At 28.7% G+C, this 19636-nt stretch carries 12 protein-coding genes and 2 CRISPR repeat arrays (1 of these 14 only partly in view); of the genes, 1 reads left to right on the top strand and 11 read right to left on the bottom strand.

All coding sequences use genetic code 11. The annotated features are described in order from the left end of the window. Nucleotides 1-23: 23 nt before the first annotated feature. The gene (locus I6U51_RS04465; protein WP_211141394.1) at nucleotides 24-1304 is read right to left on the bottom strand and encodes an MFS transporter; all 1281 of its coding nucleotides are present in this window, start codon (nucleotides 1302-1304) and stop codon (nucleotides 24-26) included. 443 nt (nucleotides 1305-1747) lie between these two features. On the opposite strand from I6U51_RS04465, the gene I6U51_RS04470 reads away from it, so the two are divergent. Further along, the gene (locus tag I6U51_RS04470) at nucleotides 1748-2629 is read left to right on the top strand and encodes a YitT family protein (RefSeq protein WP_211141395.1); all 882 of its coding nucleotides are present in this window, start codon (nucleotides 1748-1750) and stop codon (nucleotides 2627-2629) included. Between the two features lie 117 nt (nucleotides 2630-2746). Further along, nucleotides 2747-5532: direct repeats of the CRISPR family, unit length 30 nt; unit sequence ATTTAAATACATCCTATGTTATGGTTCAAC. A gap of 180 nt (nucleotides 5533-5712) precedes the next feature. On the opposite strand, the gene cas2 is transcribed toward I6U51_RS04470, so the two are convergent. The 10 genes from cas2 to cas6 all read right to left on the bottom strand — a co-directional run bounded on the left by cas2 (nucleotide 5713) and on the right by cas6 (nucleotide 16371). Then, nucleotides 5713-6000 carry a CRISPR-associated endonuclease Cas2 gene (cas2, locus tag I6U51_RS04475; protein WP_211141396.1) on the bottom strand — a complete coding sequence of 96 codons (288 nt, stop codon included), beginning with the start codon at nucleotides 5998-6000 and terminating at the stop codon, nucleotides 5713-5715. 1 nt (nucleotide 6001) lies between these two features. Next, nucleotides 6002-7003, bottom strand: coding sequence for a type I-B CRISPR-associated endonuclease Cas1b (gene cas1b, locus I6U51_RS04480; protein WP_211141397.1), 1002 nt, complete (start codon nucleotides 7001-7003; stop codon nucleotides 6002-6004). 103 nt (nucleotides 7004-7106) lie between these two features. Then, nucleotides 7107-7595 carry a hypothetical protein gene (locus I6U51_RS04485; protein WP_211141398.1) on the bottom strand — a complete coding sequence of 163 codons (489 nt, stop codon included), beginning with the start codon at nucleotides 7593-7595 and terminating at the stop codon, nucleotides 7107-7109. A 40-nt stretch (nucleotides 7596-7635) separates the two neighbouring features. Next, on the bottom strand, nucleotides 7636-8130 hold the full coding sequence (gene cas4, locus I6U51_RS04490; protein WP_211141399.1) for a CRISPR-associated protein Cas4: 495 nt from the start codon (nucleotides 8128-8130) through the stop codon (nucleotides 7636-7638). A 110-nt stretch (nucleotides 8131-8240) separates the two neighbouring features. Next, nucleotides 8241-9278, bottom strand: coding sequence for a threonine aldolase family protein (locus tag I6U51_RS04495; RefSeq protein WP_211141400.1), 1038 nt, complete (start codon nucleotides 9276-9278; stop codon nucleotides 8241-8243). A gap of 287 nt (nucleotides 9279-9565) precedes the next feature. Next, nucleotides 9566-12127 (bottom strand): CRISPR-associated helicase Cas3', encoded by a 2562-nt coding sequence (gene cas3, locus I6U51_RS04500; protein WP_211141401.1) that lies wholly within the window; start codon nucleotides 12125-12127, stop codon nucleotides 9566-9568. 42 nt (nucleotides 12128-12169) lie between these two features. After that, nucleotides 12170-12964, bottom strand: coding sequence for a type I-B CRISPR-associated protein Cas5b (gene cas5b, locus I6U51_RS04505; RefSeq protein ID WP_211141402.1), 795 nt, complete (start codon nucleotides 12962-12964; stop codon nucleotides 12170-12172). A 3-nt stretch (nucleotides 12965-12967) separates the two neighbouring features. Continuing rightward, nucleotides 12968-13918 (bottom strand): type I CRISPR-associated protein Cas7, encoded by a 951-nt coding sequence (locus tag I6U51_RS04510; RefSeq protein ID WP_211141403.1) that lies wholly within the window; start codon nucleotides 13916-13918, stop codon nucleotides 12968-12970. After that, the gene (gene cas8b / locus I6U51_RS04515; RefSeq protein WP_211141404.1) at nucleotides 13918-15666 is read right to left on the bottom strand and encodes a type I-B CRISPR-associated protein Cas8b/Csh1; all 1749 of its coding nucleotides are present in this window, start codon (nucleotides 15664-15666) and stop codon (nucleotides 13918-13920) included. Before cas8b ends, I6U51_RS04510 begins: the two co-directional genes overlap by 1 nt. Nucleotides 15667-15678: 12 nt before the next feature. Then, complete coding sequence (gene cas6 / locus I6U51_RS04520; RefSeq protein WP_211141405.1) at nucleotides 15679-16371, bottom strand: CRISPR-associated endoribonuclease Cas6; 693 nt, start codon at nucleotides 16369-16371, stop codon at nucleotides 15679-15681. A 374-nt stretch (nucleotides 16372-16745) separates the two neighbouring features. Next, nucleotides 16746-19636: direct repeats of the CRISPR family, unit length 30 nt; unit sequence ATTTAAATACATCTTATGTTATGGTTCAAC; it runs 36 nt beyond the window's last position.

Here is a 19636-nt window from a genome sequence, read left to right on the forward strand (position 1 = left end):
TTATATCTATTGTTTTAAGCATATTAAGCTACTTGTTTTTCTGCTTGCTTTCTCTTATTAACTATGTTAACTAATATACTACTAATAATAAATCCTATTATTGCAAAAGCTGTCATAAGCATAAATACATGTTTATATCCACCTATTCCTGGTGTTTTGTCTAAAATATTACCATATATAGAGTAGCAGAACATAGAAGGTGCATAGCCTATAAAGCTACCTAGTGACATTGCAGCACCAGTCATTTCTCTTGGCACTCCTATTTCTTCCATAGGGGCAAAGAATACTGCTCTCATAGCAAATATGATTGCACCAAAGCCAAGTGTCATTGTCATTCCAGCATATACGCCCATAGATTGATGAGGCATCATTATGATTACAATCATAGCTACAATTACTACTATAAATGATGCTCTTAAATATTTTGATGCAGATTTACATTTTTTATCAGCTAAATATCCACCAATAGGACCGCCAATCATCTTTAAACCATATTGATTTATAATACCATAAGCACCAAGCAAAGTTACAGGTAGTCCATAAATATCTTTTAAGAATGGAATAAAGTATGTTAAACCACAATATACTGAATATACGGAGAAAATAGTAAATGCAACTAACCATATTTGTGGCATTTTTAACGCTTTAATCATATTTTGCAATGCAACCTTATTATCACTAACGTCTTCACTTTTATCTTTAACAACTTTCTTATCATGTTCAAGTAAGAAGTAAGAAACAACACCTACAACAATTACTGTAATTGAGTAAAATAATATAGCACCTCTTAAACCTGCAGCTCCTTTGCCTAATAACGCAAATATACCTAATGCACTAAAAGCTACAACTGTATCAATTACTCCTCTTCCAGCTTCAAGGAAACCAAACATTCTTCCCTGTTCACTTTCATCCCCTAGCAATCTAACAGACTTCAGTAATACAGGCCAGTATATCATATCATTAAATATACTTAACGCAGCCCAAACCATAAGTATGCCGTAATATCCTGGGAATGTTGATAAATACAATCCAATACAACCTGTTCCTATTAATCCTAAAGGTAATAATATTTTTTTAGAAAATCTATCCGCTAAATATATTGAAGCTATAAATCCAAAAGAAGATATCGTACCATTAATTGATAGTGCATTTCCTATCTGCGCATTTGTTAAATGCATGTACTGCTGCATAGGAACATAAAATGCATCCTTTAAAAAGGCAAGTTTGTATATTGTTCCTCCTCCTAGAATTAGAACAATTAACTTAAACCATTTTTGAAAATTACTATTTTTCTTGTCCAACATAAAGACCCCCTTTTAAATTGTTTAATGATTAATGTTGCATAAAAAAGTCGTTAAATGACGAAAACATTTTCAATTCGTTTTTAAGTATATATCATTTTTTGTGGAATGTAAAGTAATTTATTGTATTTCGTTGTTTTTGCGTGCTTTTTTGATAAGTTTTAGTTGCATTTACTTGATTTCATTGGTATTATATAAGCACTATTAAAGATTAAATTCTATTACTTATACTTGTTTTTAATATTAATTACAAAAAAGTAATTGATAAAAAGGAGGTTAAAGTCCTAAATGGACTTTAACGGGTAATTTTACGAGGTAAAAGTTCTAAATGAACTTTTACGGGTAACTTGTGAGCAGAAGCGAAAATCTTAAGTTACCCAGTGCCCGAAGGGGAGCTAGCAGGGGCTAATTACCCAGTGTGACAACTAAAAGGAGGAAAGAAATATATGAAAGAAAAAAATAGCAAAAGCATTATAGACTATATTATTGTATATTGCGGATGTATTCTTCAAGCCTTTGCAGTTACATCAATCTTAAAACCATGTGGACTAGTAGTAGGGGGGTTTACAGGTATTTCACTTATATTAGCTAAAATTATAAATATTAAATATACCTTTATTTATTATTCTTTATGTATTTTAGTTTTGGCAGCAGCTTGGATTATTCTAGGTAAAAAAGAAGCTTTAAAGATTATTCTTTTATCTGTCACATATCCAATTATACTAATCTTCTTTGATAACCTTAATTTGAGCTTTATTGATCTTACTCCTAACGACAAATTATTATACTGCATATACTATGGGATTATTGCAGGCATCGGTATGGGCTTAGTACTAAAAAAAGGCTTTTCACAAGGGAGCTCAGATACTCTTGCTAAAATAATTCATAAGAAGATATTTCCCTATATAAGCATTGGACAAATTCTACTTATTATCGATATATGCGTTCTTGTCTTGTCTGGATTTGTTTTTGGACATACTGCAATATTATATGCTATTATTATGCAGATGATATATACAAAAGCAGTTGATACCATCCTGTTTGGATTTGGATCATCCTTGGTAAAAATGGTTATCCTTAGTAGCGAAACAGATGAAATTTCTGATTTTATCATGAATACAATTAACCGAGGAGTTAGTATTGGCCAAATTTTAGGTGCTTATTCTAATAAGCCTAAAAGAAAAGTTATCTTGATTTGCTCTACCAGAGAAGCAATGGTTGTTAAAAATTTTGTTGCAAAAGTAGATAAATCTGCATTTGTCAATCTTGTTCCTGTAATCTATGCATGGGGAAAAGGAAATGGATTTGATGAGTTACAATTAGATTAAATAAGCAAAACCTGGCTATCATAGGATGCCAGGTTTTATTTTGAATATGTAAAAAGCATCTAAGTCATGTTAAGGTGCAAATGATAAAAACTTTAGTATTTCTGAACAAGAAGCACTATTTAAACACATCCTATGTTATGGTTCAACGAAATTATAAACACTTTGCAGAATATATACATAAACATTTAAATACATCCTATGTTATGGTTCAACCGAGAGATTATGAATAGTAATGCTAATAAATTCTATTTAAATACATCCTATGTTATGGTTCAACAACTATCTTGTTCGACATCTAAAACAGGAGTTATTATTTAAATACATCCTATGTTATGGTTCAACCGCAGCAGAGCAGAGGCAAGAGGCCGCGTTATGTCAATTTAAATACATCCTATGTTATGGTTCAACGAATAATATTGAGTTAGTACAATGGATTAAAGCTTATTTAAATACATCCTATGTTATGGTTCAACACTTTCTTGAAAAAGAAATTGAGGTGGTTAACAAAATTTAAATACATCCTATGTTATGGTTCAACTTTCAAATACACTTTCTTTAATACCTCCTAATGTATTTAAATACATCCTATGTTATGGTTCAACAAACAGTATGTTTAATAATGGTTTAACGGTTTGGCAATTTAAATACATCCTATGTTATGGTTCAACCAGTAGCAGGGACAGGTTATGCCATATATAAAAGTAATTTAAATACATCCTATGTTATGGTTCAACAATTCCGTAATCTTCACTTCCACATTCTTCGCACTCAATTTAAATACATCCTATGTTATGGTTCAACTATTTTCATTATGTTAATTTCAGTATAATCATTCCCATTTAAATACATCCTATGTTATGGTTCAACAGGTAACGACTTGTTTGAGTGGCATGTAGGATATTGTATTTAAATACATCCTATGTTATGGTTCAACATTCCTCCCTACTATTTACTAGCCCAAGGATCACTATTTAAATACATCCTATGTTATGGTTCAACAGAAAGCCAGTGATGAAAAACGTGCATTGACTCTATTTAAATACATCCTATGTTATGGTTCAACTCCATAACTCATTAAAAGGAATTATTTTATCCCAATTTAAATACATCCTATGTTATGGTTCAACACATCTAAGTTCTGAATATAGTGCTACCGATTTTGGATTTAAATACATCCTATGTTATGGTTCAACTTTATCCAGAGGTCGCAAAAGTTCTAGGATTAAAATTTAAATACATCCTATGTTATGGTTCAACCAATCCTTGCAATTCAATAGCGTAGCCCCTTTCAATATTTAAATACATCCTATGTTATGGTTCAACGTTATGAATTCTGTACTAAAAATGGTGTTAACTTATTTAAATACATCCTATGTTATGGTTCAACGCAAATTTTGTTGCTTCCTCTTGTGCTGTACTAGCTATTTAAATACATCCTATGTTATGGTTCAACTCATACCTTTGCTACACACAGCCTTAACGTTGGCCTATTTAAATACATCCTATGTTATGGTTCAACTTCAGTAGTTGAGCAAATGCTAGTATTATACAATGACAATTTAAATACATCCTATGTTATGGTTCAACAACAAATGATGTATTGGAAATAATAGAAAAATACATATTTAAATACATCCTATGTTATGGTTCAACCTTGATAAATCTTTTGTTGAAGTTGCTCTTGAGTTATTTAAATACATCCTATGTTATGGTTCAACTAGCTGTAGCTCCTTTAACATATCCCCCAACCTTCATTTAAATACATCCTATGTTATGGTTCAACTACACATAATTTGTCAAGTGAAAAATTTTATATAAGATTTAAATACATCCTATGTTATGGTTCAACAATACTGATATAAATAATACTTATTTTAATAATACATTTAAATACATCCTATGTTATGGTTCAACAGTTATAACCAGCGGTACTTTCGTGTTCGAGTTAAAATTTAAATACATCCTATGTTATGGTTCAACTAAGCCTATGCAAAATGCATAGACTTACCCACAACGCATTTAAATACATCCTATGTTATGGTTCAACACGATTTAAGAAACTTATAAAGTCGGATGCATTAGATTTAAATACATCCTATGTTATGGTTCAACAAAAGAAGGATTTTCCAAAGTGTTTATCAGTCCTTAATTTAAATACATCCTATGTTATGGTTCAACTAACAGAAATTCATAGTAAGAATATGAATGCTTATAATTTAAATACATCCTATGTTATGGTTCAACTAGTTCTAAATCATTTAGCTTAATTGAAGCATTCGTATTTAAATACATCCTATGTTATGGTTCAACATTTTCTAAATATTGTCGTAAAATATTATGTTGAGGATTTAAATACATCCTATGTTATGGTTCAACTACTTATAATAAAAAGAAATGTGGATACTATCACAATTTAAATACATCCTATGTTATGGTTCAACGCTAACTTGGTTATCACTCGAATCTTTAACTACTATATTTAAATACATCCTATGTTATGGTTCAACGTATTACCTTCGCTATCATTTAAAACTGAATTAGCAATTTAAATACATCCTATGTTATGGTTCAACGTAAAATTAGATGTTTTAGAACAAATTAAAATTGCATTTAAATACATCCTATGTTATGGTTCAACAAGCAGCTAGTTATTACTTTGAACTATCATAATGGATTTAAATACATCCTATGTTATGGTTCAACGTTTGAGCGAAGAAACAAAAGAACTTGTAGACTCTCTATTTAAATACATCCTATGTTATGGTTCAACCTTTATACCTCCTAAATAACCTCCGCGCAGGATATTATTTAAATACATCCTATGTTATGGTTCAACCGTAACATCTATTTACCACTCTCCTTTACTTGTTTATATTTAAATACATCCTATGTTATGGTTCAACCACTGTAAAATAGCCATTCTCTATTTTTATTATAACCTTTAAACCATTGAAAACAAAGACTTCTTCAAAAATTTTCCCAACCGTTTTATCATTTTAAAAAACTCAATAAAAAAATCTCTCCAATCCCTTTAATTTGAAAGTCTAAAAGAGATTTATATTTTTTAGTCAGCTGGGAAAAGCTTAAAGTATTAATGATTCGCTATTACTAAAATTTACACCCAAAGTTTCTTCATCAAAACTTTTTTCATTTATTAGTTTAACTATAGAAATAAAGTCCTCTTTTTCATCTATAACTTTCTTTAATTCCGCTCTTAGTTTTATTAGATTAGATGGTGTTATAGTGCCTCTAAATACTGACTTCTGATGATGCTTAAAATATTTTTTACAAACCTTAAAAACTCTTTGTACTCTTTTTTCATTTATATCATAAAACACAAAAGCATAATTATGATTTTCTATCTTTCCCACTTTACATCATCTCCTTTAGACTAAATGGTGAAAAAAGCTTCCCTTCTCCTATATGCTTCATAAGCTTATATCCATCAAGTTTAATAGCTGTCTCGTAACTAACTTTCCTTTTTAATTTAGGATGTTCAAAAACAGTATTAAATCTATTTTCTAAGGCTTCAATAAATACTTTCTTTCCTGCTTCATTCAATAGGCAATAGTTAAGCTTTTTGTCAAAATGCTTGGACACCTGTATTCTTTTATTATTAACTAGTTCAAAAATAGTTTTATATACAATTACAGGCTTAAATGCTTCCGATAAATCAAGACTTAACGAAAATCTTCCTTCACTTGGTTCATGTAAAAAGCTTATACTTTGATTTAAATGTGTGTGATATATTTGAGAGATGGTTCTGGCATAAAGTATTGAATTCCCAAAGGAAACCATTGAATTCATAGGATTATCTGGTGGTCTTTTTACTCTTTTGTTCATCAAAAAATCTTCTGGTAAAAAGTATTTAAAATTATCATAAAACTTCATCCAAATCTGACCTTCGAGAAAGAGAACTTGTTTTATATCATTAGTCTTAACTAATAGCTCAACAAAATCATGTTTAAGCCAATTTAAAAAGACCTTAGTCTCTTTTTTGTCATGTTTATAATAATGATATACCACTTCATAAATATTAACTGCTATTCCATTTACAAAAGCTTTTGCAATTTCTATTCTATTTTTTATAAAAGCTTCAGACTGCTTTATTGTCATATTACCACTTATTAAATACTCTTTTGGATAAAAGGTTCCACTATAATATCCATAGTAATTAAAGAAGTGTATAACAACTCCTGCTTTAGCTGCAAAATCTAAGAATTTAGTGTTTAGACTTACTTCATTTAACAAATAAAGTTCCCTCGTTGCTTCTATTGGTATGTATGTGTTTTTGCCATCCTTTCTAAAGCAAAGGGAATTATCTTTTCTACTTATCTCTCCCTGGGACATTATAAATCTTGTGCCCTTTCCCATAAAAACACCTCTTTTCAATAGCAAACAATATATTAACTAATTATTATGAATCATTAATATATTTCACAAATTAGTATGTAATTAATTATTACTAGTACTTTTCCTACATATGCGGATTTATTTCCACATATGCCCCTACACTATTAACTTCACTATTCAAGTATTTTTCCCATATATGCGGATTTATTTCTAAAAGGAGTTCAGCAATTTTCCCTATTTCTTTTGCTGAAAAAAAGTTACTACATAAATCATAAAATCCATCAAAATCTAGTTTTTGCAAATAAGGAACTATTCCTTGAACAATCGTTATTAGCAGCAAATCCTCTTCGGTAATATTACTTTTTCTAATCCATTTCATTTTCTCATATTCCAGCATAAAAACAGCCTGTTCCGGAGGTCTTCCATTTATTATTAGCTCTAGTCCTACTTTGTAATAACTATAAACTGTGTCTGTAAATTTACTATTATCCCTAAAATAATTTTCTAAAGATATTGGACCTCTATTATATAAATTTTTAAATATATCTATAGATGTAATAATTAATTTATATTTTCTTTTTTCAAACTCAGCTGAATTCTCATTTTCAAACATTTACTAGTCTCCTCGGTATATTATTATTTTAATAATTTTTTTAAATAAAACAATATTCATAGTAAGCGCATTTCTTACATTTAGGTTTAAATTCTGCATTTGGAGAACTCTTTTCTTCTAATAAATTATTTATGCTACCTAAAAATTCATCCAACTCTTTTTCATTTTCCTCTGTAAGTTCAATATAGATAATTTTTTTGTCCTGTTTATTTCTTTCTCCAAATTCAATTTTGCCTTTTCTCACTATTCCTTTTTCTTTTAGCTTTTTTAAATAAAGTAAGACCTGCCATTTTACCGCTTCTATATCCGCATCAGACTTTTTAATTTCAACCAAGTATTCATCCGTAATTTTATCTATTTTTATATTATCTATAGATATTTCTGTATTTTTCTTTCCTTCTGCTTTTAATTCATGTAAAACTTTTCCTATTCTTACTTCTTCACTGTTATCTTCTAAGTTTATTCTGTTAGCATGAAGCCAGCACTGACGTTTACAGTGGAAGTAGTAGTTTATTATTGTTCCTGTTATTTTCATAACTTCACCTACCAATTTATATATTGAGATACAAAAACACCGCAAAATTCATTTTAAATAAATGAATAATACGGCATTTTAATAAATCATTTTCAATTATTCATTATGGCTTACTGCTCTGAATCTATAACACTTTTCAATTCTTTAATAAAAGCTAGCACATTCTCCTCTTTTGTAGCCCAAGAGGTTACTAGACGAATAGCAGAATTATCCGGATCAACTTTTTCCCAAATATAAAAAGAATAATTCTCTTCAAGCTTTTCTATCAATCTATCTGGTAGAATTGGAAATATCTGATTAGAAGGTGAGTTTATCAAAAACTTATATCCAGCTCTACTGATTTCATTTTTTAGTAAGTCAGCCATTTTATTGGCATGTCTTGCTAAATCAAAATACAAGTCATCTCTAAAAAGTTCTAAAAACTGTATGCCAAGAAGTCTTCCTTTTGCAAGCAGTGCTCCCTTTTGTTTAATGTGGAATCGGAAATCTTCCTTAAGTGAATCATGACATATAACCATAGCCTCACCTATTAATGCACCATTTTTGGTTCCACCTATATAGAAGGCATCTACTAATCTTCCTAAATCAGAAAGCTCCATATCATTTTCTTCTGAACATAGTGCTGAACCTAATCTTGCACCGTCCATATATAAAAACAATTTATTTTCTTTACAAAACTTACTTAGTTGTTCCAATTCATTCTTCGTATATATGGAACCGATTTCTGTAGAGTTGGAAATATACACCAGCTTAGGCTTTACCATATGTTCGTCAGTATGTGCATCTAAAGCTGGCTTGATATCTTCAGGTCTTAATTTACCGTCACTTACATCTATAGAGATGACTTTGTGTCCTGTAGCCTCGATTGCTCCTGTCTCATGAACTAGTATATGGCCTGTGTTGGCAGCAATAGCCGCTTCATGAGGTCTTAGAAAAGCTGAAATTGCAGTAAGGTTTGTTTGTGTACCTCCAACAAATAGGTGAATATCAACATCATCTCGTTTAATTTTTTGTTTTAGAATTTCCACTGCTTTTTCTGTATAACTATCTTCTCCATATCCTGGAGTCTGCTCTAGATTTGATTCAACTAAAGCATTTATTATTCTTGGATGTGCTCCTTCACTGTAATCATTCTTAAAACTGTACATTTGTTATATACCCCCTTTTTATTTTTTAATTAAGCTATAGATTTACTGAAACTAATTTTAAAGTTATGATGTTCTATAAACTTACCTTAACTTTTATAAAAATTATACCATTTTTTCATGTAATTATTTTATATTTTGTGGTAGTTTCCTACATTTTATTATCGCTGTATTATTACGTTTTCAAAGAACTTTTACTAATACCTTCGATTTTAATGACTATATAGCTTTTATCATAGTATCAGTAACTTTTGTTTCTAATATCTTCAAATAAAGTAAAACCTACTACTTTAGAGAAACTCACCTATTCCTTCAACAAATTTTTCTTTGTTCAACTTTCCATCTTCAAAATAAAAATTTCCATTTTCAATAAAATATAACTCTCCGGCTCTATCATTGTATGTAAAATGTTTTTTGCACTTTATTTTATATATAAAATTGTTCATCTTAGCTCTCACCTTTGATAACTTCACTTTCTTTTCTGCATATTCCATATTAGCATTCATTAATAACTCTTTATATTCATTCCATATATGCAATCCGTCAAGTATTTCTCCATCTTTCTTCGTTATTGTACTACTTAAATAAATAGCTATTTCATTTTTATCTTCATCAATCAATTTCATCTTATCTTCTACAGTTTTAAAATCCAAATTTCCAACTTCTTCACTAAAGAAATTATCAATGTTATACTCATTTGGGTTGCTTGTTAACATTTTTAATCTCTCAATAACAAGTTTATAAAATTTATTAAAATCTTTTTCCTTTAATATCTCTATCATTTCTTCATTAATTAATGTAAGATCTTGATCCATTCGCTTATCTTGCTTGTAAATGCTACTCGCCTTATCTAAATTGAAAAAGAAAACTCTTCCCTTTTCTGGCTTTACACATGATCTATTTATTCTTCCTAAAAATTGTTCCTCACTATCTAGCATTGAAATATCCTTATACCCTATGTCCATATCAATATCTACTCCTGCTTCAATAACCTGCGTTGCAACCAAGATAATATCTTTGCTAGCTAAAACTAAGTCTAATATTCTTTCTCTTTCTATAGGACTATCATCTCCAGTCATTAACTGAATATCTGAAACTATATCTTCATCTTCTTTTAATCTTCTATAAAAATTATAGGCACTGCTTTTACTTATAAACTCTACTAAAATCTTCTTTTCATTTTTACTTTGTTTCTTAACATGACTATATAAATCTTCTAGTATGTTTTCAGACTTTAATAATTCAAAGTCTAATTTAACTCTTTCCTTAAAAATAGTATTCTTAAAGTATTTGTCCCTATTTTTTATAAGCATTGTAGTTTTATAAGTACTTCCAGTTAAGCAGTTTAAATCTGGCAAGGTTGCAGACATTATGATAACCTTTATATTTAACAGCTTTGCATAAGCATTTAAAAAGGTTATTATTTCTCCCCAAATTATATTTCTGTAGCTTTGGATTTCATCTAATACAATTACACTATTAACAATTTGATGTAGTGGAAATATATCTTCTTTTGCTGTTCCAAATAAATACTTAAAGATAGTTACATGAGTAGTTAATACAATAGGATAATTTAGAAATTGTCTATTAAGCAATGCTTTTTTATAGTAACGGAAATCGCAATCCTCTCCCTTATTCTTCCTATGTTCATCAATTTCTTTTATAGGAAAGACTGAATTAATAACTGATATCTTATTAAAGATCTCATCTTCTTTATCAAAAATTTTCTTTAATGTATTTATATTTTGCTCCACTAAAGTATTAAATGGATATACATAGAATATTTTATTTTTCTTTTTATCTTCTTCTAAAAGCTTAAAGCTTAAATTAGTAGCAACATTACTCTTCCCACTTCCAGTAGGGGCTTCTAAATAAAATATGTTTGACTCTATATTTTCCTTTAAATTCTCTTCTGCTTCTAAAAACAATTCATTTCTTAAGATATTAATGTCTTTTACCTTTGAAAAATCTGTTTTCTTTTCGTCTCTGTTCATTTTATATTCTTTTGTAAAGTTATATATCTTTCCTTGTTTATAAACATCATAAAATTTATTTATCTCATTGATATTTCCTATATCATCAGTTTCTACGCCATCCATAAATTCTGATGTGGAGTAAAAATCACAAGCAACTAAAATAGAAAATAATAATCTTTCATACATATATCTGTAAATTTTACTTTCATTAATTAATCTTTTAGTATATTTATCATTTACTTTAAATATTTTTTCTATATTACCTAAAGTTAAAGTAAGCTCCTTATTATAAATACCTTTATACAGCTTTTGTTGTGTGGTCAATAGTTTTGCACCTTCACCATCTCTATATTCATCTAACTTTTCTTTAAACTCTTCTAAAGAATTAAACTCACTGTGATGCCTAGATATTATATATCCATTCATAATCATAAAGTCTATTAAGACTTCAACATCTGTCTTAGGTAATACTCTAAATTTTTCAAAGTAATAGTCAAAATATATAATTACAGATAGTATAGAATGATGAGAATTCCCAAAGTCATTTATATCTTTTATACCTAAATTATTGCCCAATCTATCTTCTTGAAATAGTGGATTTATCTTCCCCATATCGTGCATAGTTATTGTATTTACTATCATTTCTCTAAAAAGTTCTTTTCCTTCCCTAGAGCATTGAGATAGAAATTCATCTTCTAACTTACTAAATACTTCATCGATACCTTTTTCATTTATTATCTTGAAAAAATATTTTTCACATAAGACTACATGCTCATATAAGTATTCATATCTCTCTTCATTTTTATGAGCATATATATTATATTTTTTATTTATACTTTCCTTAACATTAAACTTATTTATAAAATCAAAGTGCATATTTCACCTCTTAATTAAAGTTAAAGGAGGGCATACCCTCCTCTAAAAAAATACTAAATTTCTTTCACCCTCATTAAAAACTTTTACTTCACCTTTTGCTTTAACTTTTGAATTTGTTGATATAAAAGTTTTAAATTCATATTTATTATTTGTTTCTTCTAGAGCAACTGGTAACCTTTCTTCGTATTTATATGTAAGTACTTTTTCCTCAAATAAGTCCTCTAAATCATCTACCTCATCCAATTCAAAATCTTGTTTTATAAATAGACTATCAACATTATCAGGTTCGATTACCTCTGTAACCCCCTCTATAACCTGTACATCACATATATCTGCTAAGTGGTCATTTTTTCCTAAGTAAGGTACATAAACAAATCTATTTTCTTTTAAGGCTTTAGCTAATGCTTTACTTTCTTCACTATCTATAACAAAATAAATATCCCAGTTTGGATTTTCCAGCCACTGTTCTTTAACAATTAAGTTTCCACCTGCTTCTTTAGATGCATATCCAACGGAATTATTAAATGTCTGAACCTTCTTAGATATATTAGTACTGTTCCTAACTATTGCTACCCGTAAATCCTTTAGTCTTGAATAAAACTCTGGATAACTTCTATCTTTGTACTTATCATCTTTTTGTAGCGCCTTGCCAAATTCTTTTTTATAATCATTTAAAAAACTCATCTGGTTATATCCACTATATCCTAATATAGCTCCAAACATCCCAAGCAAAGCCACCTTATGAATGGTTCCATATGTAAAATATAGATATGTGTTAACATCAGGCTTCTTAAAAAATGCCGTTTCTCCCTTTAATGTAAACTTTATAACTTCCATAGCCTATACCTCTTCGTTAGTAAATATATTATAGAACTTTGCTCCTTCTATATTAACATCAATTTTTGTAGTGTATGGATTATAGTAAACTTCAATGTTTAAAATTCTTTCTTTTAAATCATTTAATAGCTTATCACAAGTTAACGTCATAGCATTTTTATCTTCACCTTTCTCAAACTTAATATATTGAGTAAGATTAGGCAAATATAAATCACTTTCAGTCTCAACAAATAAAGCAAACTCATTTTCACAACCAACTTTAGCATTTGTTGCAAATGACGTTGCTGCACTTATAGCTGCTTTCTTAAACTTAAGGTAATCTTCTTCTGTATATCCATCAGTTACTCCTAATTCAACAAATTCTTTATATGCTAATGGATTTACCGTAAATGGATAAAAATAATGGGCTTCATTACTTACTATTTTTGTTCCTAGTGTTGAACTTTTAGCCTCTTCTTGGTCTTTTTTATTATCCTTCACTGACGCATCTCTAAAAGGAGATAATATTTGTTGCTCTTCAGCATATGAATCCTCATATTTGTTAAAACCTTGACCTATTTGAACAGCACCAGTGATTGAAATATTATTTCCTTCTTCTGCAAAGGTTGCTCCAAAATTCTTAACATCTATAGCTGAAAATAAATTAGTTAAAACCTTTTTATTATCCTTATTTTTCTTTAAGTCCTCTTCATTAAATATGTACTCATATCTTTCCTTTAATGATCTAGGAACAAGGTCTACTTCTCCACTTTTACCTTGTGACAATTTCATAGATTTTATATAAAGAACCTTCTCACCAGAATTCTCCCACATTTTTTTCATTGGATATTTAAATGCCTTATCACTTCCAAATATATCTCCACTAGAAGTTGTCTTTGGATAACCAGTAAAATCTGCATTCCAGTTAGCCATTATTGATGATATACCTAAAATTCCGTAAACTCTCTTATTCATTATTCTTCACCCTCTCCATTGTTATCTTGATTTTCTTTATTTGACTTCTCAAATAATAAGTTGCTATGTAAATAACCTGCAATAATCATATCGTCATTAATTTTGTTATTAACTTCATATCCAGCAACCATAGAATACAAATTTCTAAACCTAAATATATTACCTTTTAAATCATAGTTATATTTTTTAAATAACGCTTTAAGCTTTTCCTTTATCATTTCATCCTTTTTAGCATTTATAAAAGGATTTGCTAAAGATAGAGGTTTCTTCTTTGACTTACTTTGAGATAAGAAAAAGCTTACCAATTGACCTACTGCAAAAAAGTATTCTTTATCGTTTTCAATTTCTTGGTCTCCGCCCACTGATATTTTGTTTCTTAAATTTTCTTTTACGTCCAAAATAACATCTGCCATGTCTTCCCCTCCTTGAAAATACTTATTTAAAGATGCTCTCAAATTAAACTGTTTTATAGCCTTAATACCATAACCATTCCTGATAGAGCCCTTAATTAAACTCAAAGAAACTTTATCTAGTATATAACCTATATTATTTTCATTTCCTTTATGAATCCAATTGAATAGTGCCGTTCTACTAATCAGCAAATTGCTTTTCAAAGAATCATCTGTAATAGATAAATCCTTTGCTTCTGTAAAGTAATTTCCTATTAAAAAATTACTAAAGAAAACTTCATTGATTATACTTTGCATTTTTCCTATAGTTGAGAAGATATCGTACTCCTGCTTTAATATTTTGTTATCCGCATTTAAAACATTTTTATATTGAAAAGGGTCTCCAAGTTTTGGACTATATCTAGGGATTATATCAAAATCATGTATTTCAACTTCTTTTCCTTTTTTTATTCTAAAGTACATTCCTCTAAAATCTTTTTCTGGTGTTTCACCATTTTTTAATGCTACTATGTTATCTCCAATATAAATATTGGTTTTGCCTGCTGCTACTTGATTCATTAGATAATCGAAAAATTTCTTTTGATATATCACTTCATCTTGATTAATCAAATATGGTACATTAACTTTTCTAGTCTTATGCTCTAAATATGGCTTCTTGGCATTTAACCCCATATTATCGTTAGGTAATCCATATATTTCTTCCCCTACTTTTATATTAAAATCGTTGCTATTATAAATATTAGGTACTAAATATCTCTTACCTTCTCTTTCAAACTCTTTATCTGAGTAGTGAAAAAACACTTTTAAGTAATCTTTTCCTGAATTATCTTCTAAAAGGTTAAAAGTATTATCCTTTATCCATTCTTTTATTTTTATAATCTTCTCATTATCTGGTTTACCTATTTCTTCTTCAACAGCTTTATATAACTCTATTGCTTTAGGTTTTGAATATTTTAATAAAGGATCTTCTAATACTTTATAATAGTTATCTATTATTTCATTAGTTAATTTACCATTAGTTAAACTTTCTTTTTTTATTATAAAAGAAAGGTAGTTATTGCTTTGTATTATTTTTTTACCATCTATTGGCTTATTCATATCTATTAACTTACTGTTATAATCAGCCCTACATATGAAATCAAAAAATTCGATGGTTCTATCAACTTTTTTAGTCTTCTTATCTAGCTTTATGTTAACTATTTCTTTTAGCTCAAATCCATTTTCAACAGGATCAACTATAGCATAGGCTCCATCTGCAGGTATATATTCCCCTAAAATCATTGAGTCCTTTTGCATTTCATACTGTTTTTTGAAAACTTCTAACGCTTGGCCTAACACTTTTTCACCTCCCTATAACCATTTAAAGTTCACGTACCCTGCTCCTCTAGCATTCATTTCTAATATTCCGGTCCCGAGAGCCATATACGCTAAATCCTGAGCTGCTTCATCATCACTTATGTTTATGGATATTTTATCTCCTAGGAGCTTTCTTCCCTTATAGTTCATCGCTACTGGTTTTTGATTCATAAATTCAATATTTGTATACAACTGGAAATCTTCATCTATTTTTGTTTTCATAGCTAAGTTATATTTCTTTATTAGGTTCTCTTTTAGTCTTCTTTCGAAATCCATTAGAGAAAGCTTTCCTTTCCAGTATCCTTCTTCATTCTTTAACATTACTGGAGTAATAGAATATATTTTTTCTATATGCCTTTGAGGTATTATTCTAACTTTTGCTGTTAGTCCCTTTATCGAATCATTGAAATGGTTTACTAGTTCTGTATAAAAAAAGTCTGCTAAATTTTTATTTATTGTTCTTAATTGTATCGTGTATGTTTTTCCTTGTTTATATTTCTTGTCCTCTTCTAAAGGGTAAAACGAATTATAGCAATAATTTTTATATACATTTTCGTTATGAAACTCTAGTAGTTCTGGCACTTTTGCCATGCCACTGTCTATAAAACCGGATATTTTTGAAGAAACATCTGTTGAATTGATCTCTTCTAGTAAGAATACCAGAATAGATATTTCATATACCTTCACATAATCCCCTCCTTGTCATCATTTTAACTCTTATGTAATAATTTGTAAACGAAATTTACTAAAAGTTCCTTTCTCAACATATATCCTCCTTTTCTTTTATTTGTAGACTTAATATGAATACATTTACTTATAGGTTCATTTATATGCCATCTTACAACGCTCTGAGGAATTGCTATTTTTTCTTCTATTTCCTTAGCTCTATGTAAATTTTTATCAGGTCAAGTATTTTTAAATAAATATATTATTCAACTCATTGAAATTATTATATCTTACACTATAATAACATATTCGCATAATTTAGAAGAATTTTGTTTTTAAATATTTACATCTCATGTTATGGTTAATCATAAGTTAAATTATATAATTCAACTCATATTTAAATACATCGCATGTTAAGGTTCAACGTAAAAGGGAGGCTTGCCAATGTACAGCTTTAAAAAATTTAAATACATCTTATGTTATGGTTCAACCTACAATATCATATTATTTCCGTTTGCGCCAATTAAATTTAAATACATCTTATGTTATGGTTCAACTTTTATCAAAATTGGACACTTTAAGCTTCCAATTATAATTTAAATACATCTTATGTTATGGTTCAACATCATTTACTTTGCTAACATTTAAATCATATATGGAATTTAAATACATCTTATGGTATGGTTCAACCCAAAAATTATATTTAATAACTTCGCTCCTATACTTATTTAAATACATCTTATGTTATGGTTCAACTTTGCACCATCACCAAATGTGGTATCAACGACATTTATTTAAATACATCTTATGTTATGGTTCAACAAGGAGCTTTAAAGGTATTAGAGATAACTTACAATGTATTTAAATACATCTTATGTTATGGTTCAACCTTTTGTGTCTAGACTTATTACTGAGGTGATATTATATTTAAATACATCTTATGTTATGGTTCAACATTAGAATCGACAGTCCCCACCTCAACATCCCCTGCATTTAAATACATCTTATGTTATGGTTCAACTAGTAAATAAGCTGGTAAAATTACGTATGCTGGTTAATTTAAATACATCTTATGTTATGGTTCAACAGTTAAGAGGTTGTATATTATAACCCGCTGGAACCGATTTAAATACATCTTATGTTATGGTTCAACTTTCGAGTTGGACTTCAAACAAGCTTCAACTGAAAATATATTTAAATACATCTTATGTTATGGTTCAACTTTATATTGTTAGAGGTTGATTTAAACCATTATACATTTAAATACATCTTATGTTATGGTTCAACATAAGCGTAGCTTTCTTAATAGTATAATTAACTGCTATTTAAATACATCTTATGTTATGGTTCAACTATTTGGAATTCTATAACAGCAGTTTGGAATAGCATTTAAATACATCTTATGTTATGGTTCAACTAGCAATCTAAAAGCTGAATGTTTATGCGAAGATGTATTTAAATACATCTTATGTTATGGTTCAACCACTCGTCACGTTGTTGCAATTCTCGTTGATACTGCATTTAAATACATCTTATGTTATGGTTCAACAAACAAGGATTACTTTAAACCAACTGCTAATACACCATTTAAATACATCTTATGTTATGGTTCAACCAACAACAAGTTCAAGTTGCTGGAGTTGGTGGAAATTTAAATACATCTTATGTTATGGTTCAACCTGCTGGTAGTACTTAGTTGGTAGTTGCATTAACTGATTTAAATACATCTTATGTTATGGTTCAACAGAAACTATGCTACAAATCAAAATATCTTCTATATATTTAAATACATCTTATGTTATGGTTCAACATTGCATTTAATCCAGCTTCAATTATTAATTTCAATATTTAAATACATCTTATGTTATGGTTCAACAATCTTAGTACAATATCAGTAAAGGAGGTTAAAACAATTTAAATACATCTTATGTTATGGTTCAACCCAAAATACTAAATCTCCTGGTAAAGCTTCTGATTGATTTAAATACATCTTATGTTATGGTTCAACGGCTATCGACGAAAAAGCAATTACTATAGTAGATGCATTTAAATACATCTTATGTTATGGTTCAACTAGGCCACAGACTAGCTTTTATTTAACTTTTAATAAATTTAAATACATCTTATGTTATGGTTCAACGTAATGCTGGTAATGGCATCCCTGCGTTCAAACTGATTTAAATACATCTTATGTTATGGTTCAACTGAAAATTTACTATTCTCAGGCTAGGGATCTGTTTCAATTTAAATACATCTTATGTTATGGTTCAACGTTATGTGATGAAAATATTAGTTGCTGCAGGAAAAATATTTAAATACATCTTATGTTATGGTTCAACTATATATATATCATACTCCTTTATATCATCTCTACATTTAAATACATCTTATGTTATGGTTCAACAGAATTGATTTTAAGATATACTTTCCCATTAGTTAGATTTAAATACATCTTATGTTATGGTTCAACGGGTAATACAATGGCTACAACACAAGAACGCATGATATTTAAATACATCTTATGTTATGGTTCAACCTCTTATATACTGTCCCTTCTCTTTTAGTACAGCTAATTTAAATACATCTTATGTTATGGTTCAACAAAAGGATAAAGAAGGATTAAAGACCAAGCTATTACTATTTAAATACATCTTATGTTATGGTTCAACATAGAAAGTAACATAATACCATTTAAATAATTTGTATTTAAATACATCTTATGTTATGGTTCAACTTAATGAAGGGAAAGAAAAAAAATTAAATTCTAAATTTAAATACATCTTATGTTATGGTTCAACTCCTTAAGGTATAATCTGAAGAAAGTTCTTAATGTTATTTAAATACATCTTATGTTATGGTTCAACTTTATAGCTCAAATAGATTATCTTATATGTTTAAATTTAAATACATCTTATGTTATGGTTCAACCCAATACTTTTCATAAATATTTATGAGGTTTTTTCTATTTAAATACATCTTATGTTATGGTTCAACTAAGAGTGGTTACAATAATACATTTGAAATTAATGTATTTAAATACATCTTATGTTATGGTTCAACTATGTCATTAGATCAGACATCAAAAACTTTAATTCAATTTAAATACATCTTATGTTATGGTTCAACAAATATTTGGAGCAAGAAGAAAGTATAATTACTCCATTTAAATACATCTTATGTTATGGTTCAACGCTGACTCTTTAAATGTAACAGAAGAGTTTTTAGAATTTAAATACATCTTATGTTATGGTTCAACTTTAATAGCTTCAGTAGATACTTCTATATC

The sequence above is a fragment of the Clostridium aciditolerans genome, from assembly GCF_016316925.1.
GTDB classification, from domain to species: Bacteria; Bacillota; Clostridia; order Clostridiales; family Clostridiaceae; genus Clostridium_AM; species Clostridium_AM aciditolerans.

What these genes read in the sequence shown, in the direction of transcription:
- I6U51_RS04465 (WP_211141394.1), bottom strand. Translation starts at nt 1,304, where the DNA reads ATGTTGGACAAGAAAAATAGTAATTTTCAAAAATGGTTTAAGTTAATT.
- I6U51_RS04470 (WP_211141395.1), top strand. Translation starts at nt 1,748, where the DNA reads ATGAAAGAAAAAAATAGCAAAAGCATTATAGACTATATTATTGTATAT.
- cas1b (WP_211141397.1), bottom strand. Translation starts at nt 7,003, where the DNA reads ATGGGAAAGGGCACAAGATTTATAATGTCCCAGGGAGAGATAAGTAGA.
- I6U51_RS04485 (WP_211141398.1), bottom strand. Translation starts at nt 7,595, where the DNA reads ATGTTTGAAAATGAGAATTCAGCTGAGTTTGAAAAAAGAAAATATAAA.
- cas4 (WP_211141399.1), bottom strand. Translation starts at nt 8,130, where the DNA reads ATGAAAATAACAGGAACAATAATAAACTACTACTTCCACTGTAAACGT.
- I6U51_RS04495 (WP_211141400.1), bottom strand. Translation starts at nt 9,278, where the DNA reads ATGTACAGTTTTAAGAATGATTACAGTGAAGGAGCACATCCAAGAATA.
- cas3 (WP_211141401.1), bottom strand. Translation starts at nt 12,127, where the DNA reads ATGCACTTTGATTTTATAAATAAGTTTAATGTTAAGGAAAGTATAAAT.
- cas5b (WP_211141402.1), bottom strand. Translation starts at nt 12,964, where the DNA reads ATGGAAGTTATAAAGTTTACATTAAAGGGAGAAACGGCATTTTTTAAG.
- I6U51_RS04510 (WP_211141403.1), bottom strand. Translation starts at nt 13,918, where the DNA reads ATGAATAAGAGAGTTTACGGAATTTTAGGTATATCATCAATAATGGCT.